Source organism: Paenirhodobacter hankyongi (genome assembly GCF_003664585.1).
Lineage (GTDB): Bacteria > Pseudomonadota > Alphaproteobacteria > Rhodobacterales > Rhodobacteraceae > Rhodobacter > Rhodobacter hankyongi.
In genome coordinates this window covers 14,937-39,537 of record NZ_RCHI01000005.1, presented here as the reverse complement: position 1 = coordinate 39,537, position 24,601 = coordinate 14,937, and the positions used below count along the sequence as shown (strand labels likewise).

The 24,601-nt window shown below is 70.6% G+C and carries 21 protein-coding genes; 12 read left to right on the top strand and 9 right to left on the bottom strand.

Features of this window, described 5'->3' with window-relative positions:
* Window positions 1-33: 33 nt before the first annotated feature.
* Together frr and pyrH are read right to left on the bottom strand one after the other, a co-directional pair.
* On the bottom strand, window positions 34-597 hold the full coding sequence (gene frr, locus DYS74_RS06620; protein WP_121532125.1) for a ribosome recycling factor: 564 nt from the start codon (window positions 595-597) through the stop codon (window positions 34-36).
* Between the two features lie 137 nt (window positions 598-734).
* Entirely contained in the window at window positions 735-1,466 is a 732-nt protein-coding gene (gene pyrH, locus DYS74_RS06615) for a UMP kinase (RefSeq protein ID WP_113900177.1), read from the bottom strand.
* 133 nt (window positions 1,467-1,599) lie between these two features.
* Between pyrH and miaA the strand changes: the two genes are divergently transcribed.
* On the top strand, window positions 1,600-2,490 hold the full coding sequence (miaA, locus tag DYS74_RS06610) for a tRNA (adenosine(37)-N6)-dimethylallyltransferase MiaA (protein ID WP_121532123.1): 891 nt from the start codon (window positions 1,600-1,602) through the stop codon (window positions 2,488-2,490).
* Window positions 2,491-2,591: 101 nt separating this feature from the next.
* Window positions 2,592-3,467 carry an AraC family transcriptional regulator gene (locus tag DYS74_RS06605; protein ID WP_245965217.1) on the top strand — a complete coding sequence of 292 codons (876 nt, stop codon included), beginning with the start codon at window positions 2,592-2,594 and terminating at the stop codon, window positions 3,465-3,467.
* Window positions 3,468-3,633: 166 nt separating this feature from the next.
* Here DYS74_RS06605 and adh read toward each other — a convergent pair whose 3' ends face one another.
* Window positions 3,634-5,160: an aldehyde dehydrogenase gene (gene adh / locus DYS74_RS06600; protein ID WP_245965216.1), complete on the bottom strand. Its 1,527-nt coding sequence runs from the start codon at window positions 5,158-5,160 to the stop codon at window positions 3,634-3,636.
* A 169-nt stretch (window positions 5,161-5,329) separates the two neighbouring features.
* A complete protein-coding gene (locus tag DYS74_RS18615) occupies window positions 5,330-6,484 on the bottom strand; it encodes a hypothetical protein (protein WP_183077476.1) in 1,155 nt (384 codons plus the stop codon).
* 180 nt (window positions 6,485-6,664) lie between these two features.
* Here DYS74_RS18615 and DYS74_RS06590 point away from each other — a divergent pair, with 180 nt between their 5' ends.
* Both DYS74_RS06590 and DYS74_RS06585 read left to right on the top strand, forming a co-directional pair.
* Window positions 6,665-7,918 (top strand): metallophosphoesterase family protein, encoded by a 1,254-nt coding sequence (locus DYS74_RS06590; RefSeq protein WP_121532121.1) that lies wholly within the window; start codon window positions 6,665-6,667, stop codon window positions 7,916-7,918.
* The gene (locus DYS74_RS06585) at window positions 7,918-11,259 is read left to right on the top strand and encodes a YhaN family protein (RefSeq protein ID WP_121532119.1); all 3,342 of its coding nucleotides are present in this window, start codon (window positions 7,918-7,920) and stop codon (window positions 11,257-11,259) included. Before DYS74_RS06590 ends, DYS74_RS06585 begins: the two co-directional genes overlap by 1 nt.
* Before the next feature lie 15 nt (window positions 11,260-11,274).
* On the opposite strand, the gene DYS74_RS06580 is transcribed toward DYS74_RS06585, so the two are convergent.
* The 3 genes from DYS74_RS06580 to DYS74_RS06570 all read right to left on the bottom strand — a co-directional run bounded on the left by DYS74_RS06580 (window position 11,275) and on the right by DYS74_RS06570 (window position 14,241).
* Complete coding sequence (locus DYS74_RS06580) at window positions 11,275-12,246, bottom strand: GAF domain-containing protein (protein ID WP_245965215.1); 972 nt, start codon at window positions 12,244-12,246, stop codon at window positions 11,275-11,277.
* Window positions 12,247-12,341: 95 nt separating this feature from the next.
* Entirely contained in the window at window positions 12,342-13,103 is a 762-nt protein-coding gene (locus DYS74_RS06575) for an RlmE family RNA methyltransferase (protein WP_121532118.1), read from the bottom strand.
* A 16-nt stretch (window positions 13,104-13,119) separates the two neighbouring features.
* Window positions 13,120-14,241 carry a Ppx/GppA phosphatase family protein gene (locus DYS74_RS06570; protein ID WP_121532116.1) on the bottom strand — a complete coding sequence of 374 codons (1,122 nt, stop codon included), beginning with the start codon at window positions 14,239-14,241 and terminating at the stop codon, window positions 13,120-13,122.
* A 446-nt stretch (window positions 14,242-14,687) separates the two neighbouring features.
* Between DYS74_RS06570 and DYS74_RS06565 the strand changes: the two genes are divergently transcribed.
* From DYS74_RS06565 to DYS74_RS06535, 8 genes are read left to right on the top strand one after another with little or no spacing between them, the layout of a single operon-like run.
* Complete coding sequence (locus DYS74_RS06565; RefSeq protein ID WP_121532114.1) at window positions 14,688-16,097, top strand: DUF2927 domain-containing protein; 1,410 nt, start codon at window positions 14,688-14,690, stop codon at window positions 16,095-16,097.
* Window positions 16,098-16,131: 34 nt separating this feature from the next.
* Window positions 16,132-16,296, top strand: coding sequence for a hypothetical protein (locus DYS74_RS18610; protein ID WP_164879965.1), 165 nt, complete (start codon window positions 16,132-16,134; stop codon window positions 16,294-16,296).
* Between the two features lie 7 nt (window positions 16,297-16,303).
* The gene (locus tag DYS74_RS06560; RefSeq protein ID WP_121532112.1) at window positions 16,304-17,485 is read left to right on the top strand and encodes a vWA domain-containing protein; all 1,182 of its coding nucleotides are present in this window, start codon (window positions 16,304-16,306) and stop codon (window positions 17,483-17,485) included.
* Window positions 17,482-17,859, top strand: a complete 378-nt coding sequence (locus DYS74_RS06555) for a hypothetical protein (RefSeq protein ID WP_147435463.1) — start codon at window positions 17,482-17,484, stop codon at window positions 17,857-17,859. Before DYS74_RS06560 ends, DYS74_RS06555 begins: the two co-directional genes overlap by 4 nt.
* Window positions 17,856-18,467 (top strand): DedA family protein, encoded by a 612-nt coding sequence (locus DYS74_RS06550; protein WP_121532109.1) that lies wholly within the window; start codon window positions 17,856-17,858, stop codon window positions 18,465-18,467. Before DYS74_RS06555 ends, DYS74_RS06550 begins: the two co-directional genes overlap by 4 nt.
* Before the next feature lie 34 nt (window positions 18,468-18,501).
* Window positions 18,502-19,179, top strand: a complete 678-nt coding sequence (locus tag DYS74_RS06545) for a M48 family metallopeptidase (RefSeq protein ID WP_121532509.1) — start codon at window positions 18,502-18,504, stop codon at window positions 19,177-19,179.
* A 53-nt stretch (window positions 19,180-19,232) separates the two neighbouring features.
* The gene (locus DYS74_RS06540) at window positions 19,233-20,474 is read left to right on the top strand and encodes a hypothetical protein (RefSeq protein ID WP_121532107.1); all 1,242 of its coding nucleotides are present in this window, start codon (window positions 19,233-19,235) and stop codon (window positions 20,472-20,474) included.
* Window positions 20,471-21,865 carry a cytochrome P450 gene (locus DYS74_RS06535; RefSeq protein ID WP_121532105.1) on the top strand — a complete coding sequence of 465 codons (1,395 nt, stop codon included), beginning with the start codon at window positions 20,471-20,473 and terminating at the stop codon, window positions 21,863-21,865. Before DYS74_RS06540 ends, DYS74_RS06535 begins: the two co-directional genes overlap by 4 nt.
* A gap of 12 nt (window positions 21,866-21,877) precedes the next feature.
* Here the strand turns inward: DYS74_RS06535 and DYS74_RS06530 are convergent, their stop codons facing one another.
* Both DYS74_RS06530 and ctaA read right to left on the bottom strand, forming a co-directional pair.
* On the bottom strand, window positions 21,878-23,347 hold the full coding sequence (locus DYS74_RS06530; RefSeq protein ID WP_121532103.1) for a carboxypeptidase M32: 1,470 nt from the start codon (window positions 23,345-23,347) through the stop codon (window positions 21,878-21,880).
* Window positions 23,344-24,495: a heme A synthase gene (ctaA, locus tag DYS74_RS06525; protein ID WP_121532101.1), complete on the bottom strand. Its 1,152-nt coding sequence runs from the start codon at window positions 24,493-24,495 to the stop codon at window positions 23,344-23,346. The genes DYS74_RS06530 and ctaA overlap by 4 nt, the downstream gene beginning before the upstream one ends.
* Window positions 24,496-24,601: the final 106 nt, after the last annotated feature.

Sequence of the window (24,601 nt, the reverse complement as noted above, 5' to 3'; positions counted from 1 at the left end):
GGGCCTCTTTGCTTGCGGGGGATGCAGGTCGGCTCAGACCTGCATGATCTCCGCCTGTTTCGCCTCGAGCGCCTTGTCGATGAGGGCGATGTGCTTCTTCGTCAGCTCCTCGACCTCGGCCTCCCAGAACTTGACGTCGTCCTCGGACATGCCCGAGCCCTTCGCCTTCTTGATCTGGTCCATGCCGTCGCGGCGCACGTTGCGGATCGCGACGCGGGCGCTTTCGGCATATTGCGCGGCGACCTTGGTCAGCTCCTTGCGGCGTTCCTCGTTCAGCTCGGGGATCGGCAGCATGATGATCGGGCCGTTGGTCTGCGGGTTGATGCCAAGGCCCGACTCGCGGATCGCCTTCTCGACCTTGTTGATCAGGCCCTTGTCCCAGACGTTGACGGTGACCATCCGCGGTTCGGGCACGTTGATCGTGCCAACCTGGTTGATCGGCGTCAGCGAGCCGTAGGCGTCGACCAGGATCGGCTCCACCATCGAGGCGGAGGCCCGGCCGGTGCGCAGCGAGCCGAATTCATGCTTGAGCGACGCCATCGCGCCTTCCATGCGGCGTTCGAGGTCGTCGGTGTCGATTTCGATGTCGTCGGACATGGGTTATCCCCCGGATCTTGAAGTCTGTCTTTCTTTAGCCGCAGCGCGCGGCCTTGGGTAGGGCTTTCGGGGGCCAGCCCCCGAACCCCCGGAGTATTTCGGCCAGGAAAAGGCGAAGGCGCGGAAATCCGCCGGCCTTAGCCCTTCACCGTGGTATAGGTGCCCTGCCCCGCCAGGATGCCGCGGAAGCCGCCCGGCTCGTCGAGCGAGAAGACGATGATCGGCAGGTTGTTGTCGCGGGCGAGCGCGATCGCCGAGGCGTCCATCACGCCGAGGTTCTTCTGCAGGCACTCGTCATAGCTGACCTGGTCGTAGCGCTTGGCGTCCGGGAACTTCTTCGGGTCCTTGTCATAGACGCCGTCGACCTTCGTGCCCTTGAAGATCGCTTCGCAATTCATCTCGTTCGCGCGCAGCGTCGCGGCGGTGTCGGTGGTGAAATAGGGGTTGCCGGTGCCCGCGGCGAAGATGCAGATCCGCTTCTTCTCGAGGTGGCGCACGGCGCGGCGGCGGATGTAGGGCTCGCAGACCTGGTCCATCGGAATCGCCGAGATCACCCGGGTGTGGATGCCGAGCGCCTCGAGCTGCGCCTGCATGCCGAGCGCGTTCATCACCGTGGCGAGCATCCCCATGTAATCGGCGGTGGTGCGTTCCATCCCCTGCGCGGCGCCGGCAAGGCCGCGGAAGATGTTGCCGCCACCGATCACCATGCAGATCTCGACGCCGAGGTCATGCACCGTCTTCACTTCGCGGGCGATGCGGGCGACGGTCGGCGGGTGCAGCCCGTAGCCCTGATCCCCCATCAGCGCCTCGCCCGAGATCTTCAAAAGCACACGTTTGTACTTCACAGTCGGCTCTGCCTCTGCACTCATCTCGGGGATCCTCATTTCGGTTGTCATCGCGGCGCAAAATGTCGCAAATGGGCTTCGGGTTCAACTCGGGAATTCCACCAGTCGTTTCCGGCGGGTAAACCCTTTCCACCGCCTCGGAAAGCCACGCAAACCAATGATGCCGCTCGAGAATATCCCGGATGACCGGCCCATCCTGATCGCCGGCGCGACGGCCAGCGGCAAATCGGCGCTGGCGCTTTCGCTGGCGCAGGCGCGCGGCGGGGTGGTGGTGAACGCCGACGCGCTGCAGGTCTGGTCGTGCTGGCGGCTGCTGTCGGCGCGCCCCTCGGCCGAGGAAGAGGCGCTCGCGCCGCACCGCCTTTACGGCCACAAGGCGCCCGGGGAGGATTATTCCGTCGGCGCCTGGCTGCGCGATCTGGAACCGATTCTTGCGGAGTTTCGCGCCGGCACCGGGCCGCGGCCGGTCATCGTCGGCGGCACAGGGCTTTACTTCACCGCGCTGACCGAGGGGCTGGCCGAGATCCCTCCGACGCCTGCCGCCGTGCGGGCCGAGGCGGACGCGCGGCTCGCGGCCGAAGGCGTGGCGGCGCTGCTGGCCGCGCTCGATCCCGAGACGGCGGCGCGGATCGATCGGCTGAACCCGATGCGGGTGCAACGGGCCTGGGAGGTGCAGCGCGCGACCGGACGCGGCCTTGCCGCCTGGCAGGATGCGACCCCCGCGCCGCTGTTGCCGCTCGACAACTGCACGCCGCTCCTGCTCGACGCCGACCGCGACTGGCTCGCCGAGCGGATCGACCGCCGTTTCGGGCTGATGCTGGAACAGGGCGCGCTCGATGAGGTGCGGGCGGTGCTGCCGATCTGGGAGCCCCGCGCGCTCTGGGCGAAGGCGATCGGCGCACCGGACCTGGTGGCGCATCTGCGCGGCGAGATCGACCTCGCGACGGCAACCGCGCAGGCGCAGGCCGCCTCGCGCCAATATGCCAAGCGGCAGCGCACCTGGTTTCGTAGCCGGATGCGCGGCTGGCACAACATCCAGACCCCCTGAGTCGCACCGGCAACATCCCGCAAGGGACTGAATTTTCTGTTGGCAAGAGAAACGTCTTCTCTCCTATGCTGCGCCCGTAGCAAGCCAACCGGACCCTGCCCGTGAAACTCTTCACCGCACCGCCGCTGTCGCACCTGTCCCCGCCCCCTGCCGGCGAGATGCCGCGCGAGCGGCAGGCCGCCTGCCTGCCCTCGGCGCCCTCGCAGCTGCGCCTGATGCCGATCGCCCGGCTTGCCCAGGGCGGGCGCTGGCGGATCGAGGCGATGCGCTCGCTCTCCGAGCCGTGCCTGCTGTGGTTCACCCGGGGCCAGGGCCGGATCACCGTCGGCGGCACGACGCGCGGCTATGGCGCGCATAACGCGATCTTCATTCCGGCGGGCGTGATGCACGGCTTCGACATGAGCCCGCAGACGCATGGCACGGCGGTCTTCTTCGGGGCAGAGTGCAACCTGCCACTGCCGCAGGGCGCGCTGCACCTGCGCATCCGCGACGCCGCCTCGCAGGTCGAACTCAACGCGCTGCTCGAGGCGGCGCAGCGCGAAAACGAAAGCGATCGGCCCGCGGCCGATCGGGCGGTGCATCACCACCTTGGCCTGCTCAGCGTCTGGCTCGAGCGGCAGGCAGCCTCGGGCGCGAATGACCTGCCTGCGCCCGATGCGGCGCGCAAGCTGGTGGCGCGCTATGCGACGCTGCTCGAACGTGAATTCCGCTCGGGCCATGGCGTTGCCGACTATGCCGCGCAGCTCGGTGTGACGCCGACCCATCTGACCCGCTCGTGCCGCTCAAGCTGCGGCCGCGCCGCCTCGGACCTGCTGCAGGACCGCCGCCTTTACGAGGCGCGCCGACTGCTGTCGGAAACCCGCGCCCCGGTGAAGGAGATCTCGGACGTGCTGGGCTACACCAGCCCGGCCTATTTCACCCGCGCCTTCCACGCCCGCACCGGCAAGACCCCGTCGCAGTTCCGCAAGGCGCCCTGAGGCCCGCGCCGCCGCGGCGCGTGGGCCACGTTGTCGCGACGGAGGTCCCGTCGTCGCAGCGCAAAAGGCCGCCCGCGGGGCGGACGGCCGAGCCGGACGGAGGGGGGAAGGTGTCCGGAATTGAAGGCCGCCCCCGAAGGAGCGGCCCCGCTGGGCTGGGGAGGTCTCAGAAGAAGCCCAGCTTGTTCGGGTTGTAGGAAACCAGCATGTTCTTGGTCTGCTGATAGTGGTCGAGCATCATCTTGTGGGTCTCGCGACCGATGCCCGACTGCTTGTAGCCACCGAAGGCCGCGTGGGCCGGGTAGGCGTGGTAGTTGTTGACCCAGACGCGCCCGGCCTGGATGTGGCGGCCGAAGCGGTAGCAGGTGTTGATGTCGCGCGACCAGACGCCGGCGCCGAGGCCGTACATCGTGTCGTTGGCGATGTGCAGCGCTTCCGCCTCGTCCTTGAAGGTGGTCACCGAGACGACCGGCCCGAAGATCTCCTCCTGGAACACGCGCATCTTGTTGTGGCCCTTGAGGATCGTCGGCTGGATGTAGAAGCCGTTCGACAGCTCGCCGTTGAAGCGCGCGGCGTCGCCGCCGACCAGCACCTCGGCGCCTTCCTGGCGGCCGATCTGCAGATAGGACAGGATCTTGTCCTGCTGTTCCTGACTCGCCTGGGCGCCGACCATGGTCTCCATCAGACGCGGGTCGCCCTGCTTGATCGCTTTCACCCGGGCGATGGCGCGCTCGATGAAGGCCTCGTAGATGTCTTCCTGGATCAGCGCGCGCGACGGGCAGGTGCAGACCTCGCCCTGGTTGAAGGCGAAGAGGACGAAGCCTTCGACCGCCTTGTCGAGGAAGGCGTCATCCTTCGCCATCACGTCCGAGAAGAAGATGTTCGGCGACTTGCCGCCCAGTTCCAGCGTGACCGGGATCAGGTTCTCGGTCGCGGCCTGCATGATCTTGCGGCCGGTCGCGGTCGAGCCGGTGAAGGCGATCTTGGCGATGCGCGGCGATTTCGCCAGCGGCGCGCCGACTTCCGGGCCCATGCCGTTGACGATGTTCAGCACGCCACCCGGCAGCAGGTCGGCGATGAGTTCCGCCAGCACCATGATCGCGGCCGGGGTCTGTTCGGCGGGCTTCATCACCACGCAGTTGCCGGCAGCCAGCGCCGGGGCAAGCTTCCACGCCGCCATCAGGATCGAGAAGTTCCACGGGATGATCTGGCCGACGACGCCGAGCGGCTCGTGATAGTGGTAGGCGACGGTGTCGTTGTCGATTTCCGACATCGTGCCTTCCTGCGAGCGCAGGACACCGGCGAAGTAGCGGAAGTGGTCGATCGACAGCGGGATGTCGGCGGCGGTCGTCTCGCGGATCGGCTTGCCGTTGTCCCAGGTCTCGGCGGCGGCGAGCAGGTCGAGGTTCGCCTCGAGCCGGTCGGCGATCTTCAGCAGCACGTTCGAGCGGTGCGCGGCCGAGGTGGTGCCCCAGCCATCCTTCGCGGCATGCGCGGCATCAAGCGCCAGCTCGATATCGGCGGCGTCCGAACGGGCGACTTCGCAGATCTTGCCGCCGGTGATCGGGGTGATGTTGTCGAAGTAGCGGCCGCTGACCGGCGGCACGAACTTGCCACCAATGAAGTTGTCGTAGCGCGCCTTGAACGGCGACACCATCACACCCTTGAACTCGGCCGACATGTCGGTTGCCATCTGGATTTCCTCCCTGAATGCTGCGGGTCCTCCACGACCCGCGATGCATCCAAGGTGCGCCACCTTTCCCAAGTTGCATAGCCGCAATGCGCGCCCAGAATGGCAGACTGTCTCGGGCCTGAGACAGGTGCAGCCGCAGAAACCCGGAAGTTGCGGAAAGGGACAGGGCTCAGAAGCCCTCGTCCTCCTCTTCCGCCTCCTCGGCGCTGCGCAGATCCTCGGGCAGCACCGCAACGGGGGCCGCGCCGCCGACCGGATCGGTGAGCAGGGCATCAAGCCGCGCATCGCGATCGGGCGCCTCCTCGAGCAACGCCCAGAGGGCGCGCATGTCCTCCTCGAAGCGCGCCTCGCCGATCTCGCCCGCATCGCGCAGCTTCTCGACCTCGCGCATCACCTCGATCGCGTATTCCGACAGGCCAAGCGCGCGCATCTCGCCATGGAACAGGATGTCGTGGCGGATCGCATGGGCAAAGGCGAAGAGCACCACCTGCGACAGCGCCTCGCCGGCCGAGAAGCCCTGCGCCATGCGGGTGCCGATCAGCGCCTCGCCGGCCATGGTCAGCTCCATGCCCAGCCCCTCGAGCAGCTCGCGCAGCCCGTCCATCACCTCGGGATCGACGCGGACCGGAGCGATCGGCGGCGCCTCTTCAGGCGTGCCGCCGAGCTCCTCGGTGAAGCCGACCACCCGGGCCCGGGCCGGCGTCGGAACCGGCCGCGCGGGGGCGCGGCGCGGCGCCTCGGCCACCGGGGTCTCCTCGATCGTCGGTTCCGCGACGGCCGCCTCGACCGAAGGCGTGTCCACAGGCTGGGGTTCGGCGACCGGAGCCTCGGCCGGCGGGACTTCCGCAACGGGGCTTTCCTGAAGCGGGGCCTCGGGCGCAAGGGTCTCGGCCGCCGGCTGGTCCAGCACGAAAGGCGCGGCGTCGGAGGCCACGGGAGCTTCGACCGACACGGTTTCCGGCGCGACCTCGGCGACGGGCGTCTCCGGCGCGACGGCTTCGGGGGCTGCCGCCGCCGCCTCATCCGCGACCTCGGCCGCCGTCTCGCCGTTCAGCGCAGCCAGCAGGCTGCGCGCGGCCTCGGTCGGCGCCAGCACCACCGTCTCGCGCGCGCCGAACAGGCGTTTCAGGAAGGACGGCCGGTGGGTGATCTCCTCGACGAGCCCGGCGCCGATCAGCCCTGAGAGCGGCCGCGCCACCTCGAGCCCACGGCCGCGGGCTTCGACCTGCAGCGCGGCACGGTCAACGGCACCGCGCGCGGCGTGCAGCTCCGTGACGACGATCAGCAGATCCAGTTCGGGACGCTCGGGCAGTTTGTCCTGCATGATGCTCTCCTTCGTCAGAGGCGAGCGGCATCGCAGATCGGGCCCGCGCCGTCAATGGAGCGTGGCGCCCGAGGCGGGGTTTCCGCCCATCCCTCGCCCATCCTGCGGCGCGCTTTCCGCTTGCCTCGCCCCGCCCCGATCTGGTCTTCTGGCCCGGTTCCCGAAAGGCCCCCTCCCGCCGTGGCAGTCCGCTTTGTCCATACCGCCGACCTGCACCTCGACTCGCCGCTGGTGTCGCTGGCGCTGCGCGATCCGGCCCTGGCCGAGGAGGTCGGCACCGCCACCCGCACCGCGCTGAGCCGGATCGTCGATCTGTGCCTGGCCGAAGCGGTCGATGCACTCTTGATCGCGGGCGATCTGTGGGACGGCGCGCAGGGCTCGGCGAAGACGCCGCGGTTCCTGCGGCAGGAGCTTGCCCGTCTGGGGGCCGCGGGGATTCGCAGCTTCCTCATCCGCGGCAACCACGACGCGATGTCGAAGGTCACGCGTGAGCTGGAGCCGCCCCCCGGCACCCATGTCTTCGGCGGCCGCGCCGCGACCGAGGTGTTCGAGGCCCGGGGCCGCACCGTGGCCGTGCACGGGCTGAGCTTTGCCCAGGACAGCGCCCCCGAGAGCCTGCTGCCGCGCTACCCCGCCCCGGTTCCGGGCGCGATCAACATCGGCATGATGCACACCAGCCTGAACGGCAGCCCCGGGCACGACAATTACGCCCCCTGCGCGGTCGCAGATCTCGATGCGCAGGGCTATGACTACTGGGCGCTTGGCCATATCCACCGCCGCGCCGAATACCGCGGCCGCTCGGTCGTCGTCATGCCCGGCATGCCGCAGGGCCGCGACATCGGCGAAAGCGGGGAAAAGACCGTCACCCTCGTCACCGTGGCCGACGATGGCACGGTGACGACCGACGCCCGCGCCGTCGCACCGCTGCGCTTCGAGCGGGTCGAGCTTGACCTGAGCGGCATCGCCGACTGGGCCGCCCTGCCCGGCCGGCTGGCGTCGGCACTGCGCGACGCGGCCGCCGGCGCCGCGGGCACGGCTCTGGTGCTGCGCCCGGTTCTTGTCGGCGCGACGCCGCTTGCCTGGCGGATCGGGCGCGACCTCGACCGGCTGACCGAGGAGGCGCGCGCCGCCGCCGAGGCGATCGGCGGGATCTGGATCGACAAGCTCGAGGCGCGGGTGAACGGCGGCGACGTGCAGGCCGGCCGCCTGCCCGCCGACCTGCTGCGCCTTCTGAACGACGACCTGCCCCGCGACGCGGGCCTTGCCGCGCAGCTGCGCAAGACCGCCGAGGAGCTGCTGCACGACCTGCCGCCCGAGCTGCGCGGCCTTCTGGGCGAGGACGAGGCCGCGCTTGACGCCGCCTGTGCCGCGCTTCTCGCCACCGGCACGGCACAGCTTCTGGCCCGCCTCGCCCCCGGCGGGGAGGAGGGCTGATGCGGCTCGACCGGCTTGACCTCGCGCGCTACGGCCGCTTCACCGACACCGTGCTCGACTTCCCCGCGCCCACGCCCGGCGGGGCCGATCTGCATGTCATCTTCGGCCCGAACGAGGCCGGCAAGTCGACGATCTTCTCGGCCTGGCTCGACCTGCTGTTCGGCATCCCGCTGCGCAGCCGCTATGACTTCCTGCACCCCGGCCCGACGATGCGCATCGGCGCCACGATCCGCACCGAGGCGGGACCGATGGCCCTCACCCGGATCAAGCGCAGCACGGGCAGCCTGCTCGATGCCCATGGCGCGGCCCTGCCCGAGACCGTGCTGCAGGCGGCGCTTGGCGGGCTGGGCCGCGAGGGCTATGGCGCGATGTTCTCGCTCGACGACGACACGCTCGAACGCGGCGGCGAGAGCATCCTTGCGAGCCGCGGCGACCTTGGCGAGATGCTGTTTTCCGCCAGCGCCGGGCTTGCCGGCCTCGGCCCCGAGCTCGAGGCGATGCGGGCGGATCTCGACGCCTTCCACGCGCCGGGCCGGCGCAAGGGCGCGGTTCGCGACGCGAAGGCGCGGCTGGCCGATCTCGACCGGGCGCGGCGCGATCTCGACACCAGCGCAGCGGCGGCGCAGAAGCTGGCGCGCGAGGGTGCCGTGGCCGAGGAGGGCTGGACCCGCGCCAAGGCTGCGGCCGATGCCGCCGATGCCGCGCTGGCCGCCATCCGCGCCACCCGTGCCGCGCGGCCGCTGCGCGCACGCCTTGTGGCGGCCGAGGCCGAGCTTGCCCCGCTTGCCGCCCTGCCCGAGGCCGATGCCGCATTGGACGACCAGCTGCGTGCGCTGACCGAGGCGCGGATCGGCATCGACAGTCGGCTGGCGGCCGCGGCGGCGCAGATCCGGACGCTCGAGGACCGGCTCGCGGCCCTTGCCCCCGATCCGGCGGTGCTGGCGCTGGCCCCGGATCTGGCGGCGGCCGAGGGGCTGCGCGCGGCGCATGACACCGCGCTTGCCGATCTGCCGCACCGGATCGATGCCGCACAGCAGATCGAGGCGAGCCTGCGCGCGACGCAGGCGGCGCTTGGCCGGACCGGGGTGCCGGTGGCGGGCCTTCTGCTCAGCCCGGCCCGGCTGGCGTCCCTGCGCGCGCTTCTCGCCCGTCGCTCGGGCCACGAGACGGCCGTGGCCGCCGCCCGGGCCGAGGCCGAGGCCGCGCAAACCGCCCTGGCCGAGGCCGAGGCGCGCCGCACCACCGCCGGCGCCGGCAGCGATGCGCGCGCTCTGGCCGCCCTGCTCGCGCAGATCGGCCGTGACGATCCGGCGGCCACGCTCGCGCTCGCCCGTCGCGCCGAAGACCTTGCGCGCGCAGACCTTGCGCAAGCGCTGGCCGCGCTTGCGCCCTGGCGCGGCGATGCCGCGGCGCTGGCCGCCCTTGCCGTGCCCGCGCCGTGGCAGCTCGAGGGGTTGAAAACCGCAGCCGAGACCACCCGCACCGCGCTGGCCGATGCGCAGCGCGCGCTGACGGCCACCGCCCCCGGCGAGATCGACGCCCCCGAGGCCACGGCCGACGCCGATGCCGCGCGCAGCCGGCGCGAGGCGCTCTGGGCCGCGCATCTGGCGACGCTCACCCGCAACAGCGCCGCGGCTTTCGAGGCGGCGCTGCGGGCCGATGACCGGATCACCGCGCAGGCGGCCGACCGGCTTGCGGCCGCGCGGCTTCGGGCCCGCGAGGCCGCCGCGCAGGACCGGGCCGCGGCGGCGCTGAGCGCGGCACAGGCCGCCCGCGCCGCGCATCTGGCCGATGTGGCGGCGATGACCGAAGCGCTCGGCCTCTCCGGCGCCGGGTTCGACGCGTTGCTGTCGTGGCTCGCGGCGCGCGAAACGGCGCTTGCGGCGCAGGCCCGGCTGGCCGCGGCCGAGGCCGAGACCACACGCGCCAGCGCGGCCGTCGACGCCGCCGCGCAGGCGCTTGCGGCGCTGCTTGGCCAGCCGATGCCGGCCCCGGGCGGCCTTGCCGCGCTGCGGGCCGAGGCGCTCGCCCGGGTCGAGGCCGCGGGCCGGATCGCCGATCTCGACCGCGCCGCCGAGACCGCGCGCGAGACCGCCACCCGCCGCGCACAGGCCCTGGATAAGGCCGAAGCGCAGCTTGCCGCTTGGACCGCCGACTGGGCCACGCAGACCGCGGGCACGCCGCTCGCCGCCGAACCCGTCGGGATCGAGGGGCTGGGCCGGATGCTCGACCTGCTCGACCGGCTGGGGCAGGAAGCCGCAAACCACGCCGCCCTCGCCGACCGGATCGCGAAGATGGAGGCGAACCGCGATCGTTTCCGCACGGCGCTCGCCGATCTGCGCACCCGGCTGGGGCTTGCCGACGACGCGCCCTGGACCGCGCTGACCGCCCGGCTGCGCCGCGCCGAGGAGATCGAGGGGCAACGCGAGGTGCTCGGCGCCGATCTCGCCGCCCTGCGCGCAACGCAAGACGCCGACACTGCCGCGCAGCTGGCGAACGAGGCCGGACAGGCCGGGATCGCCGCCCATCTCGGTGCGCCCATGCTGCGCGGGCGCGAGCTGGCGGCGCATCTGGCGGCCTGCCGCACCGCCGGCGCGCTTCGCACCGAGATCGCCCGGCTGACCCGCGACCTTGCCGCGCAACCCGAGCCGGAGGCCGGGGATGACGATGACGCCACCCTCGCCACCCGCGAATCCGCACTGCAGAGCGCCGCCGCGGCCACCCGCGCCGCGGCCGAGGAAAGCTTTGCCGCGCTGCGCGAGGCACGCCGGCGGCTCGAGGCGGTGGGCGGCGACGATGCCGTCGCGCGGATCGAGGCCGAACGCGCAAACCTGCTCAATGCGCTGGCCGAAGACAGCCGCGCCCATCTGGCCGCCCGCTTCGGTCTGATCGCCTTCGAGACCGCGCTGCGGCACTATCGCGACAGCCATCGCAGTGCCATGCTCGCCCGCGCCTCAGAGGCCTTCGCGGCGCTGTCGCGCGGCGCCTATGCCGGGCTTTCGGCCGAACCCGACGGCGCGCAGGAACGGCTGGTGGCGCTGCCCGCCGCGGGCGGGGCGAAGCTGGCGGCGGATCTGTCGAAGGGCACGCGGTTCCAGCTTTACCTGGCGCTGCGGATCGCGGGCTATGCGGAACTCGCCCGCAGCCGCCCGACCGTGCCCTTCGTCGCCGACGACATCATGGAAACCTTCGACGATGGCCGCGCCACCGCGGCCTTCACCCTGCTCGGCCAGATGTCGCACCACGGCCAGGTGATCTACCTGACCCACCACCGCCACCTGTGCGAGATCGCGCGCGAAGCCTGCCCGCAGGCGCGGGTGCTCGACCTCACCGCACTCTGAACGGCGCTGTGACGCTCAGACCTGAAGCCCGAGCGCCTTCGCCTTGCGGTAGAAGGTGGCGCGGCCGATGCCGAGATCGCGCGCCGCGGCCGAGACATTGCCGCCCGAGCGCGCCAGCGCGCGGGCCATCTCGGCGCGTTGCGCCTCCTCGAGCCCGCCGCGCGTGGTCTGACCGCTGAACAGATCATCCGCCGGCAGCCGGCCGATGGCGCTGTCCTCGATGCCGAGGTGACGCCGCGCCGCCCGCGTCGCGCCGATCACCAGATCGTCGCGGTCGAGCGCGAGCAGCATCACGCCCTGCGGTGCATTCTCGCCCGCCCCGGCGGAGAGGATCCGCGCCCCCTCGAAGGACGCACGGAAGAGATCCGCCTCGATCCGCAGCGCGGCGTCCTGCACGGTCAGCGCGACGATCCGTGCATAGCCCTCGGCCATGTCGTCGCGCACCGAGGAAATGTCGATCACCCCGGCCAGCTCGCCGGTCGCGCCGAAGACCGGCGAACCCATGCAGGTCAGCCCGGTGTTGGTCGAGCGGAAATGCTGGTCGCGCCAGACGGTCACGGCGCGGCCCTCGGCCAGACAGGTGCCGATGCCATTCGTGCCCTCGGCCCCCTCCGACCAGTCGGTGCCGGGCGCCAGGTTCGAGGCGTGGAATTCGCGCTTGTCGCCGTCGCGCACGCGCTCATCCAGGATCAGCCCCTGCGCGTCGGACAGAAGAACGGTGCAGCCCGCGTCGCAGGCGGCGCGGGCGAGCCGGTCGAGCACCGGGCTCGCCACCCGCACCAGAAGCCCCGCCGCCTCGCGCCGGGCGCGCATCTCGGGGGTCGACAACCGCTCGATCGGGCGTTGCGTCGCCGGGTCGAGCTTGTGATGGATGAGCGAGCGGCGCCAGCTTGCCGCAAAGCCCGCCCGGCCGAGCGCGGCCGGGGACGTCACCACCGACTGCACGATGTCGGCGTGGTTGCGCTGGACTGTGTTCATCGACGGCATGGCGAAAAGCCTCCCCTCTTTCCGATGCGTCAGGCTCGGAAGGATAGCCGGTTCGGGGCAGGAGTAAATGCCCCCGCGCGGGTCGGCCTTACGACTTAGGTCGCAGGCTCTTCCCCATCTTCCGCCCCGCCCTCGTGGCGCTTGCCGCGAAAGCCCTGCGCGACCACGAATTTCTCGGAACTGTCCTTGCGCGAGGCCGGCGGCTTGACGTTCGCGACCTTGGTGAAATTCTTCTTGAGGATGGTCAGCAGCTCCTGCTCGGCGCCGCCCGCCAGCACCTTGGCGACGAAGGTGCCGCCCTCTTCCAGCACATCGAAGGCGAAATAGGCGGCGTGTTCGCACAGGGTGATGATCCGCAGGTGGTCGACCTGCTGGTTGCCCGAGGCCGCCGCGGCCATGTCCGACATCACCACATCGGCCTTGCCGCCAAGCCAGGTCTTCACCTTCTCGTCGGCGTCATCCTCGAGGAAATCAAGCTGATGGATCTCGGCGCCGGTGATCGGCGTCACCTCCTGCAGGTCGACGCCCAGCACGGTGCCCACCTTCTTGCCCGACTTCTCGCCAAGCGCGTTCACCCGCTGCACCGCCACCTGGCACCAGCCGCCCGGCGCGCAGCCAAGGTCGACCACCCGCGCGCCCGGCACGAGGAAGCGGAACTTGTCGTCGAGCTCCAGGATCTTGAAGGCGGCGCGGCCGCGATAGCCTTCCTTCTTCGCGCGCAGGACATAGGGGTCGTTCAGCTGCCGCTCGAGCCAGAGCGTCGAGCTGAGCTTGCGCCCCTTCGCCGTCTTCACGCGCACGCGCAATTCGCGCTGGCCGCGGCCCGAGCTGTTCTTGCCGGAGGGTGTCTTCGCCATTTTTCTCTCCTTGCCCTCAGATCGGGCCCATTTCCTCGAGCACGCCATCGGCGGCCATCTGTGCGTAAAGCAGCCCCTCGCGCAGGCCGCGGTCGGCCACCGACATCCGGTCGGTCGGCCAGACCCGCATCAGCGCCTGCAAGATCGCCGCGCCCGACATGATCAGCGTGTGCCGGTCGCGCCCGATGCGCGGATCGGCACGCCGGCCCTCGGGACCGAGCTGCAGGAACCGCCGGATCACCGCGTCGATCTGCGCCGAGGACATCGCCAGCCCGTCGACGCGGGTGCGGTCATAGCGCTTCAGCCCGAGGTGACAGGCGGCAACCGTGGTCACCGTGCCCGAGGTGCCGATGATCTGGAAGCCCTCTTGCGGGCTTCCCGAGCTGTAGGGGGTGAAATCGGCCAGTTTCTCCTCGAAGTACCAGCTCATCAGCGCGAAACGCGCCGCGTCATCCTCGACATCGGCGAACTGGTCCTTGAGCGTGGCCACGCCCAGCGGCACCGAGATCCAGTCGACCACCCGCGCCGACGGCTCCGGCCCTTCGAGCGCGCGGAACCCGCCCGCCCCCGACATCCGCATGATCGCCCGCGCCCGGTCGGCCGGCGGCACCTTCGAGATATCGATCCAGACAAGTTCGGTCGAGCCGCCGCCGATGTCGACCACCAGCACCTGTTCGGTGCGCGGGCTGACGAGCGAGGCGCAGGAGATCACGGCAAGGCGTGCCTCCTCCTCGGGCGGGATGATCTCGAGCGGCAGGCCGGTTTCGCGCCGGACATAGCGGATGAAGTCTCGGGCGTTGCCGGCACGGCGGCAGGCCTCGGTGGCAACCAGCCGCATCCGCTTGACGCCATGGGATTCGATCTTGCGCCGGCAGATCTGCAATGCCTGCACCGTGCGCGCCATGGATGAACGCGACAAGCGGCCCGAGGCTTCAAGCCCCTGGCCGAGCTGGACCGCCTTGGAAAAGCTGTCCACCACCTGAAACTGATCGCCCTTCGGTCGGGCAATCAGCATCCGGCAACTGTTGGTGCCAAGATCGAGCGCAGCATAAAGCTCGCCCTTCTCGGCGGGGACGGTCGCGGTCGGCTCTACCGGTTTCGGGAACGCGCCCGCAGACCTGGGACGCTTGGGCGCCATTGCACGCCCTCCGATTTCAAGTTGTCCCCAAGGTAGCGATTTGAACGCAGGGGTTCAAGGCGCGAGGTGACGCGGCGATGACACGATTGCGCCGGAGCCGCCAAGTCGCGCGATTCGCCCCGACGCCAACGCCTGCGCAACAATGGCCCAGCCGGCGCGGGATTGGACGCAGCGCCGGTTCGCGGACGCGCCCCCCGGAGAACCGGTTGCGACGTTTCCGATGCGGCAACGGGTCGTTGCACAGGCGCCGCAGTGCCGCGCTGATTCGCCAAGATCAGGAAACGAAACGTTTCCACAAAAAGGACAATCTCCCGCAAGCGGCGCAATCATGGCGCCGCCGCGGCGGCGCAGGCCACATCGGCGCCGCAATTTCCGCTTGCGTGGCAGGCGCTTGCCGGCCGAAGCTGAGGCATCACGTTCGACAGCCTCCAAGGGACCGCACTGCCATGCGTCCGACGATTTCCACGCCCCGCGCGGTCCTTGCCGCACCGCTGCGCGCGCTCGCGGCGCTCGGCCTTGCCGCGACGCTTGCCGCCTGCGCCGCGCCCGCGGCACAGGTGCCGCCGACCCGCGCCGCGGCCGAGAGCGCGCGGATGCCGCTCGACGCGCCCGCCCCGGCGGCGACACCGCGCCCCTCGGTGCTCTCGAACGCGGCACTGGCCCGCGATTTCCGCGAGCTGTCCTTCGCGCTGGAAACCGGGCGTGCCCTGCCGGTCTTCACCCGCTTCGAGGGTCCGGTGAACATGTCCCTTGCCGGCGCCGTCCCCGCGACCGCGCCCGCCGAGCTTGACCGGCTGACCGCGCGGCTGCGCGCCGAGGCGGGGATCGCGATCGGCACCGGCCTTGGCGGGGCGAACCGGATCACCCTCGATTTCGTGCCGAAACGGGTGCTGCAGGCCGAGGTGCCGGGCGCCGCCTGCTTCGTCGTGCCGAATGTCGCGGGCTGGGACGATTACCGCGCCCGCCGGCGCGACCGCACCACCGACTGGGCGACGCAGACGGTGCGCCGCGACGCCACCGTCTTCATCCCCGCCGAGGCGAGCCCGCAGGAGCTGCGCGACTGCCTGCACGAAGAGGTCAGCCAGGCGCTCGGCCCGCTGAACGACCTCTACCGTCTGCCCGACTCGATCTGGAACGACGACAATTTCCAGGCGGTGCTGACGCGCCACGACATGCTGATCCTGCGCGCGACCTATGCGCCCGAGCTGCACTCGGGCATGACCGAGGCCGAGGTGGCGGCACGGCTGCCCGCGGTGCTGGCCCGGATCAACCCCGCGGGCGGCGCCGTCACGCCGCTCCCCGCCGATCCGACGCCGCCGCGCTTCTCGCGCGCGATCGACACGGCCTTCGGCACCGGCACGCCGGCCCGGCGCAAGGCCGCGGCCGCGCAGGCGGTGCAGATCGCCCGCGCCGAGGGCTGGAGCGACAGCCGCACGGGCTTTGCCCTGTTCGCGCTCGGCCGGCTCAGCCTGCGGGACGATCCGCAGGCGGCGCTGTCCGCCTTCCGCACGGCGGGCGCGATCTTCCGCGCCACGCCCGGCGCCGCGGTGCAGGCCGCCCATGTCGACATGCAGCTTGCGGCCCTTGCCCTCGCCTCGGGCCAGCCCGACACGGCCCGCGCGCTGAGCGAACGCGCCCTGCCGGCCGCGCGCACGGCCGAGAATGCCGCGCTGAGCGCGACGCTCTCGATGATCCGTGCCGAGGCCTGCGAGGCGCTTGGCGACAGTGCCGGGGCCCGGGCCGCCTGGCTCGACTCGCAGCACTGGGCACGCTATGGCTTTGGTTCGGACGCCGCCGTCCGGGCCCGCGCCACCGAGGTGGCGGCGCTGGCCGGGGCCGGGGCGCAGGTGAACTGAGCCGGCGCTGCCCGGCCGCATCCGGGGAGGCGGGATGTATATTCTGGCAGGGCTGGTGATCGGCGCGCTGATCGGTGCGGCACGGGCGCGGCGGCGCGGTGGCAACGGGCTTGATCAGCTGCAATATGCGGCGGTCTTCGGCATTCTTCTTGCGCTTGCGGGGCTTTTCGTCACCATCGTGCTGAACCGGATGGTGTGAGGCGCGGATGTTCCTGCCCTTCTTCGAAGCCCTGCGGCGCGGCGGCGTGCCCGTCTCGCTGCGCGAATACCTGGCCTTTCTCGAGGGGCTGGCGGCGGGGCTGTGCACCTATGATCTCGACGGTTTCTACTATTTCGCCCGCACCACGATGGTGAAGGACGAGCGCCATCTCGACCGTTTCGACCGCGCCTTCGCCGAGGCCTTTTCCGGCATCGAGGCGATCGCCCCCGAGGCGGTGCTCGAGGCGCTCGATCTGCCCGGCGACTGGCTGGCGAAGCTCGCCGAAAAGTACCTCAGCGAGGAGGAGAAGGCGGCGATAGAGGCGCTTGGCGGTTTCGACAAGCTGATGGAGACGCTGCGCCAGCGCCTGGCCGAGCAGAAGGAGCGCCACCAGGGCGGTTCGAAATGGATCGGTACCGCCGGCACCTCGCCCTTCGGCGCCTATGGCTACAACCCCGAGGGGGTCCGCATCGGGCAGGACAAGTCACGTCATCAACGCGCCGTAAAGGTCTGGGACAAGAGGGAATTCCAGGATCTCGACGACACGGTCGAACTCGGTACGCGCAACATCAAGGTGGCGCTGAAGCGGCTGCGGCAATGGGCCCGCGCCGGGGCGCATGAGGAACTCGACCTGCCCGGCACGATCCGCGCCTCGGCCGAGGCGGGTTATATCGACGTCAAGACCCGGCCCGAGCGGCGCAACGCCGTCAAGGTGGTGCTGTTTCTCGACATCGGCGGCTCGATGGATGCGCATGTGAAACTGGTCGAGGAGCTGTTCTCGGCAGCCCGGGCCGAGTTCAAGCATCTCGAACATTTCTATTTCCACAACTGCCTTTACGAGGGGGTGTGGAAGTCGAACAAGCGCCGCTGGGACGAGGTCACGCCGACCTGGGAGGTGCTGCATCGCTTCGGTCCCGACTACAAGTGCATCTTCGTCGGCGACGCCTCGATGAGCCCTTACGAGATCACCCATGCGGGCGGCGCGAACGAGCACTGGAACCCCGAACCCGGCGCGCTCTGGCTTGCCCGCGCCCGCGAGCAATGGCCCGCGCATGCCTGGCTCAATCCGGTGCCCGAGCGGCACTGGGGCTATACCGCCTCGATCGGCATCGTGCAGCGCGAATTCGAGGGGCGGATGTTCCCGCTGACCCTCGACGGCATCACCCGTGCGATGCGGACCCTCGGATGAGGTTGCGCGCCGCCCTCGCCCGGCTCTGGCACGAGCAGCGCCTCGTGCTCATCGCCTTTGCGCTGGCCGTGGGGCTGACCGCCTTCTTCGGCGGGCGGATGGTGGTGCGGGCACTCTATTGGTCGAACCCGGCGCATCACAGGCAGATGCCCGAGCCCTGGATGACGCCGGGCTATCTCGCGCGCAGCTGGCACCTGCCGAACGGCGCACTCGATGCGGTGCTCGGCCCGCGCGACGGCGGCCGGCGCTCGCTCGAGGAGATCGCGCGCGATCGCGGCATTCCGGTGACGCAGCTGCTCGACGACGTTGCGGCCGTGCTGCCGACGCTCACCCCGCTCGCCCCCGGCGCCGATCCGGACCAGCCGCCGAAATGAGCCTCGCCGACCTGTCCGACTGGTTCCTCGCACAGCTGCCGCTCTACGGGCCGGCGCTGCTCGGGCTGACCACCTTCCTCAGCTGTCTGGCGCTGCCGGTGCCCTCGTCGCTGATGATGATCGCGGCGGGCGCCTTCGTCGCCTCGGGCGATCTGTCGCTGCCCATGGTGACCGCGGCCGCCTATGCCGGCGCGGTGGCGGGCGATCAGCTCGGCTTCCTGCTCGGCCGCCGGGCCGGGCACTGGCTGCCAGAGCCGGGCACGCGGCGCGGCGATCTGGTCGCCTCGGCGATGACAAGCCTGCGCCGGCGCGGCGTGGTGACGGTGTTTCTCAGCCGCTGGCTGTTCTCGGCGCTCGGTCCCTGGGTGAACCTTGCCGCCGGCGCCTCGGGCTTTGCCCATCCGCGCTTTGCGCTTGCCGATCTGCTGGGCGAAGCGGTCTGGGTCGCGGCCTATGTCGGGCTGGGCATCGTCTTCGGGGCGAACCTGCAGGCGGCGGCCGACCTTGCGGCAAACGCCGTCGGATTTCTCGGCGCCGGCGCCGCGGCCCTCGCCCTTGGCTGGTGGCTGTGGCATGCGCTGCGCGCGACCGCGCGGAACGGCGCTTGACGCCCCCGCCCGAAGCCCCCACATCGGCCCCATGCTGCTGCGCCTTCTGCCCATCCTGCTGATGCTCGCCTATGGCCTCGTGCTGTGGCACGTCTCGGCGCGCAGCCTTGCCCGCTCGCTCGACGCGAAATCGCGCCGGCTCAATGACAGCCGCCTTGCCCCGGTGCTCGACCGCCTCGCCGCCGCGCTTGGCGTCGCCACCGTGCCCGTCCATGTCTACGAGGTCGAGGCGGTGAACGGCCTTGCCACCCCTGACGGCCGCGTTTTTCTGACCGAGGGCTTCCTGCGCCTACACCGCCAGGGCCGGATCAGCGCCGAGGAGATCGGCGCCGTCATCGCGCATGAGCTCGGGCACGTCGCGCATGGCCATGCCCGACGTCGGATGATCGACTTCACCGGACAGAACGCCCTGCGCACCGTGCTGACCGGCGTTCTCGGCCGGATGATCCCCTTCGCCGGCGTCTGGATCGCCAACACGCTGACCACGGCGCTTGCCGCGAAACTCAGCCGCCGCGACGAGTTCGAGGCCGACGAATTCGCCACCGCGCTGCTGATCAAGGCGGGCTATGGCGCCGGCCCGCAGATCGCGCTGTTCGAGAAGCTCGAGGCGCTGACCGGCACCACCGCGATGCCCGCCTGGCTCGCCACCCACCCCGCCGCGCCCGAGCGCATCTCCGCGATCCGCCGCCATCTCGACCGCTGGCAGGGTTAACGCCTTACCTTCGCCGGTTTTGCCCGCTAGTCTCGCAAAAAACCGGGGCCAGCATGACCGCAGATCAGCCGCAGACAGAGGAGGCGCGCCGCGTGCGCCGGCGCCGGGTGTTCTACATCCCGGGCTATGACCCGATCCACCCGCGCCGCTATCGCGAGCTCTATCGCAAGGAAGGCACCGCACAGGCCGGGATCTCGGGCTATGAGATCGCTCTCGCCCCGAAGCGCGGCGGCGGCCCCTATGGCTGGCGCGTGCGCTCGGTGCAGGCGGGCGAGACGGTCGAGGCCGCGGTCGAGGTGCTGGTCTGGTCCGACATCGTGCGCGACAGCATGGGCGCCTCGATCCCCGAAACCTATGCGCAGCTGGTTCGCACCGCCTGGACCTATATCGGCTCGGGCGCGCTTTTCCGGCTGATGCGGCTGCGCAAGGGACCGATCATCGCCGCGCTCTACCCGATCTTTGCCCTGCTGGCCCAGGCCCTTGTGGGCGCGCTGCTCGGCTGGGCCATCGCCGCGGTGCTGCTCGCCCTGCTGCCGCCCTTTCCGTTCCGCGCGCTTGCGGGGCTGGTGCTTGGCGCCGCCGTGCTGGCCTTCACGCTGCGCTGGTTCCGGGCGAAGGACGGCAAGTTCTATGCCTATTACCTGATGCACGACTATGCCTTCACCGCGCGGTGGGGCGGCGCCAACCCGCCGCGGCTCGAGGCGCGGATGGCGGACTTCGCCGACACCATCGCGCAGGCGCTGACCGAGGACTGGGACGAGGTGCTGGTCGTCGGCCACAGCTCGGGCGCGCATCTCGCCGTCTCGATCCTTTCGGACCTGATCCGCTCGGGCCGCGTGCCCGCCACGGGCCCCGCGCTCGGCTTCCTCTCGCTCGGCCAGGTCGTGCCGATGGTCAGCTTCCTGCCCCGCGCCACCCGGCTGCGCGCCGACCTCGCCTTTCTTGGCGCGCGGACCGAGCTGAGCTGGGTCGATGTCACCGCCCCGGGCGACGGCTGTGCCTTTGCGCTGTGCGACCCGGTCAAGGTGACGGGCGTCGCGCCGCCCGATCAGATCCAGCCGCTGATCCTCTCGGCGGCCTTCACCCAGACCCTCAGCCCCGAGCGCTGGAAGGCGCTGCGCTGGCGCTTCTTCCGGCTGCATTTCCAGTATCTGTGCGCCTTCGACCGACCGGGCGAATACGATTACTTCCGCATCACCGCCGGCCCGCAGACGCTGGCCGAGCGGTTCCGCGACCGCCCCCCGTCAAAAAGCCGCATTGAGCGCGCCGCGAACCGCTTTACCACGATCGCATGACCGCACCTCTGCCCCCGAAACCCGACCCGCGCCCCGACAGGGTGTCGCTCTGGCGCTATTTCCGCCTGTTTCGCGCCGATATCCTCTCGGCGCAGCCCGCGCGGCTCTACCGCGCCTGGATGGCCGAGTTCCGCACCCCCTTCTTCCGCTCCTTCCTGTGCAACGACCCCGCGCTTGTCGCCCGCGTGCTGAAGGAGCGGCCGATGGATTTCCCGAAATCCGACCGGGTGCGCGAGGGGCTGGCGCCGCTGCTGCGCGACAGCGTGTTCCTGACCAATGGCGAGACCTGGCTGCGCCAGCGCCGGATCATCGACCCGGCCTTCGAGGGCGGCCGCCTGCGCGACACCTTCCCCGCGATGTGGGAGGCGGGCCAGGCCTGCGTCACCCGGCTGAGCACGAAGATCAGCCCGGAACCGATTGAGATCGAGGCGGAAACCTCGCATGCCGCGGCCGACGTGATCTTCCGCACCCTGTTCTCGATCCCGATCGAGGATGCCACCGCCTCGGCCGTCTTCCACGAGTTCCGCACCCATCAGAACGCCTCGCCGGTGGTCAATCTCGGCGCGCTCCTGCCGCTGCCGCGCTGGTTCCCGCGCTTTCATTCCCGCGCGACGAAACGCACCGCCGCCCGCATCCGCGCCCTGATCGAGCGTCTCACCGCCGCCCGCGCCGCCGAGATCGCGGCGGGCACCGCGCCCGATGACCTCGCGACAAAGATCATGACCACCCCCGACCCGGTGACGGGTGCGTGCTTCGGGACATCCGAGATGGTCGATCAGGTGGCGATCTTCTTCCTCGCCGGGCACGAGACCTCGGCCTCGGCGCTCGCCTGGTCGCTCTATCTGCTTGCGCAGAACCCCGACTGGCAGGACCGAATTGCCAGCGAGGCCGAAACCGTCATCGGCGAGGAAATCCCTTCCTTCTCGATCCTGAACCGGCTGAAACTCAGCCGCGCGGTGTTCCGCGAGGCGATGCGGCTTTATCCGCCGGTGCCAATGTTCGTGCGCGAGGCGCGCTGCCCCGAGACCTTCCGCGAGCGCCCGGTGCCGAAGGGGGCGCAGGTGGTGATCAGCCCCTGGCACCTGCACCGGCACGAACGGATCTGGCACAACCCGGACGGCTTCGACCCGGCCCGCTGGGACAGCGAAAACGGCAAGGAGGCGCAGCGCTGCGCCTATATCCCGTTCTCGACCGGCCCGCGGGTCTGCCCGGGCGCCGGCTTTGCCATGGCCGAGGGACCGCTGCTGCTGTCGCTGCTCACCCGCGCCTTCCGCTTCGAGACGGTGGCGGGCGCGGTGCCGGTGCCGGTCGCGCATCTGACGGTGCGCGGCAAGGACGGCATCCGGCTGCGGCTGAGCCCGCGCGAGGGGGCGCTGCCCCCTCGGGCCTGACGGCCGTCGCGGTCAAAGCCCGTAGATCGCGCCGAATTTCGCCTCGAGATAGTCAAGGAGCGGCCCTTCGGTCGGGGCGAAGCCGCAGGCCGCCTCGATCGTCTCGACGGGCGGGCGCAGCCCGCCGTGGCGATGCAGACTCTCGCGCAGCCATTCGGTCGCGGGCCGCGCCGAGCCACCGGCCAGCGAGGCGTCGAGATCGGGGAGTGCCGCACGCAGCGTCTGGTGCAGGCAGCCGGCATAGACGTTGCCAAGCGCATAGGTCGGGAAATAGCCGAAGAGCCCCACCGCCCAATGCACGTCCTGCAGGAACCCCTGCGAGGGCGTGGGCACGGCGACGCCGAAATCCTGTTCGAAGCGGGCGTTCCACGCCTCCTCGAGGTCGTCGACCGCAAGCCGCCCGGCGATCAGGTCGCGCTCGAGATCGAAGCGCATCATGATGTGCAGGTTGTAATGCAGCTCGTCCGCCTCGGTGCGGATGAAGCCCGGGGTGACCCGGTTCACGCAGGCGTGGAAGGCCTCGGGCGTGCAGATGCCGAAATCGCCGAAGGCCTCGGTCATGCGCTGATAGAGCCAGCCGGTGAAGGCGGCCGAGCGGCCGATCTGGTTCTCGAAGATCCGGCTCTGGCTTTCGTGCACGCCCATCGACACGCCATGCCCCATCGGGGTGAAGGCGTATTCCTCGTCGATGCCGAGCTCGTAGCAGGCGTGGCCGGTCTCGTGGATCGTCGAATAGAGGCAGTTGAACGGATCGCTTTCCACCACGCGCGTGGTGATGCGCACGTCGCGCCCCGAGCCCGAGGAGAAGGGATGCACCGCGATGTCGAGCCGGCCGCAGCTCCAGTCATAGCCGAAGGCCGAGGCGCAGATCCGGGCGAGACGCAACTGCGCCGCCTCGGGGAAGACCTGATCGAGCACCGGCGGGCGGAATTCGGCGCCAAGCACCCGCTCGCGCAGCGCCACAAGCCGCGGCCGCATCCGGTCGAACATCGCACCAAGGGAACGGTGGGTCGCGCCAGGCTCGTAGTCATCCAGCAGCGCGTCGTACAGATCGCCGTCGGCCAGGCATTCGGCCTCCTCGCGCTTCAGCGCCAGCACCTGTTTCAGCACCGGCACGAAGGCGGCAGGGTTTTCCTCGGCCCGCGCCTCGGCCCAGATCCCTTGCGACAGCGAGGTGAGGCGGGCAAGCTCCGTCGCCAGACGCGCCGGCACCCGGGTGTTGCGGTTGTAGCTGCGCCCGGCGAGGTCGAGGAAGCGCGCCTCGAACGGCGTTTCCGCCTCGGCCCGGGCAAGCCAGTCCTCGATCCGCGGATCGGTGCGGCGGGCGTGCAGCACGGATTCGAGCGCGGCGGTCTCCTCGGCGCGCTGTTCGGCCGCGCCGCGGGGCATCACCGTCTCCTGGTCCCAGCCCAGCCGTTCGGCGATGCTGGCCAGTGCCTCGGTCTCGCGCTGAAACGCGACAAGCTCTTGAAATGCCGTCATCTTGCTCCCCCCCTGATGGATTGCACCTGCGGGTAACGCGCCAGGAAGCGCGCGCGCAGGATGAGAACGAAGGCCACCACCGCCCCCAGCTGATGCGCAAGGCCAAGCGCCATCGGCGCGGCATGGATCAGCGTGACGATGCCAAGCGCCACCTGCACCAGAAGCCAGGCGCCCATCCAGGCGAAGGCGGTGCGGGTCGCGCCATGGGCCGAACGGCGGCCGCGCAGTGCGGTGACCGCGCCGAAGATCAGCACGAGATAGCCGATCATCCGGTGGTCGAACTGCACCAGCCCCGGGTCTTCGAAGAAGTTGCGCCACAGCGGCGTGAGCGAGAACGGCTCGGGCGGCAGGAATTGCCCGCCCATCAGCGGCCAATCGGTGAAGCCGCGCCCGGCGTCGATGCCGGCGACCAGCGCGCCAAGCAGCACCTGCAGGAAGGCCAGATGCAGCACCCCCGTCGCCATGCCGAAAAGCCGCGGCTCGGCCAGACGGCGGGCCTGCAGAAGCTCGGCCTCGCTGCGGCCCAGAAGCAGCGCATACCAGGCGATGAGGCCGAGGATGGTGAAGCCGATGCCGAGATGCACGGCAAGCCGGTAGGAGGCGACCGAGGTCATGCCGTCGCCCAGCCCCGAGCTGACCATCCACCAGCCGATCGCGCCTTGCAGCCCGCCGAGCACGCCCAGACCGAAAAGCCGCAGCCCCCAGCCCTTCGGGATCCGTCGCGTCAGCGCAAAGCCCGCGAAGCCCGCCGCCCAGACCAGGCCGATCATCCGGCCAAGCGCGCGATGCGCCCATTCCCACCAGTAGATCGCCTTGAACCCGGCCAGATCCATCGTCGCATTCGCCAGGGCAAATTGCGGCGTCGCCTGGTATCTGGTGAACTCGGCCTGCCAGTCGGCGTCATTCAGCGGCGGCAAGATGCCGGTGACCGGCTTCCATTCGGTGATCGAGAGGCCCGCATCGCTGAGCCGGGTCGCGCCGCCAAGCGCGATCATCGTCGCGACCAGCGCGAACAGCGCGAACAGCCACACCCGGATCGCGGCGCGCGCGCCTTTCGGGCGGGCGTCGATCAGCCCGCCCCTGGGGGCGGTGGGCGTGGCGGGCTTCTCGGCGCCGACCTCTTCGAAGATGCTGCGTTTCGGGCTCATGGGGGTCTCCGTCGTCTCGGCCCGACACTAGGCGGCGGCGACCGAGGCGGCAAGGGGGCGCGGCATCCCGCCCCGGCCCCGCCCGCCGCCGCCGAAGCCGCCCGGA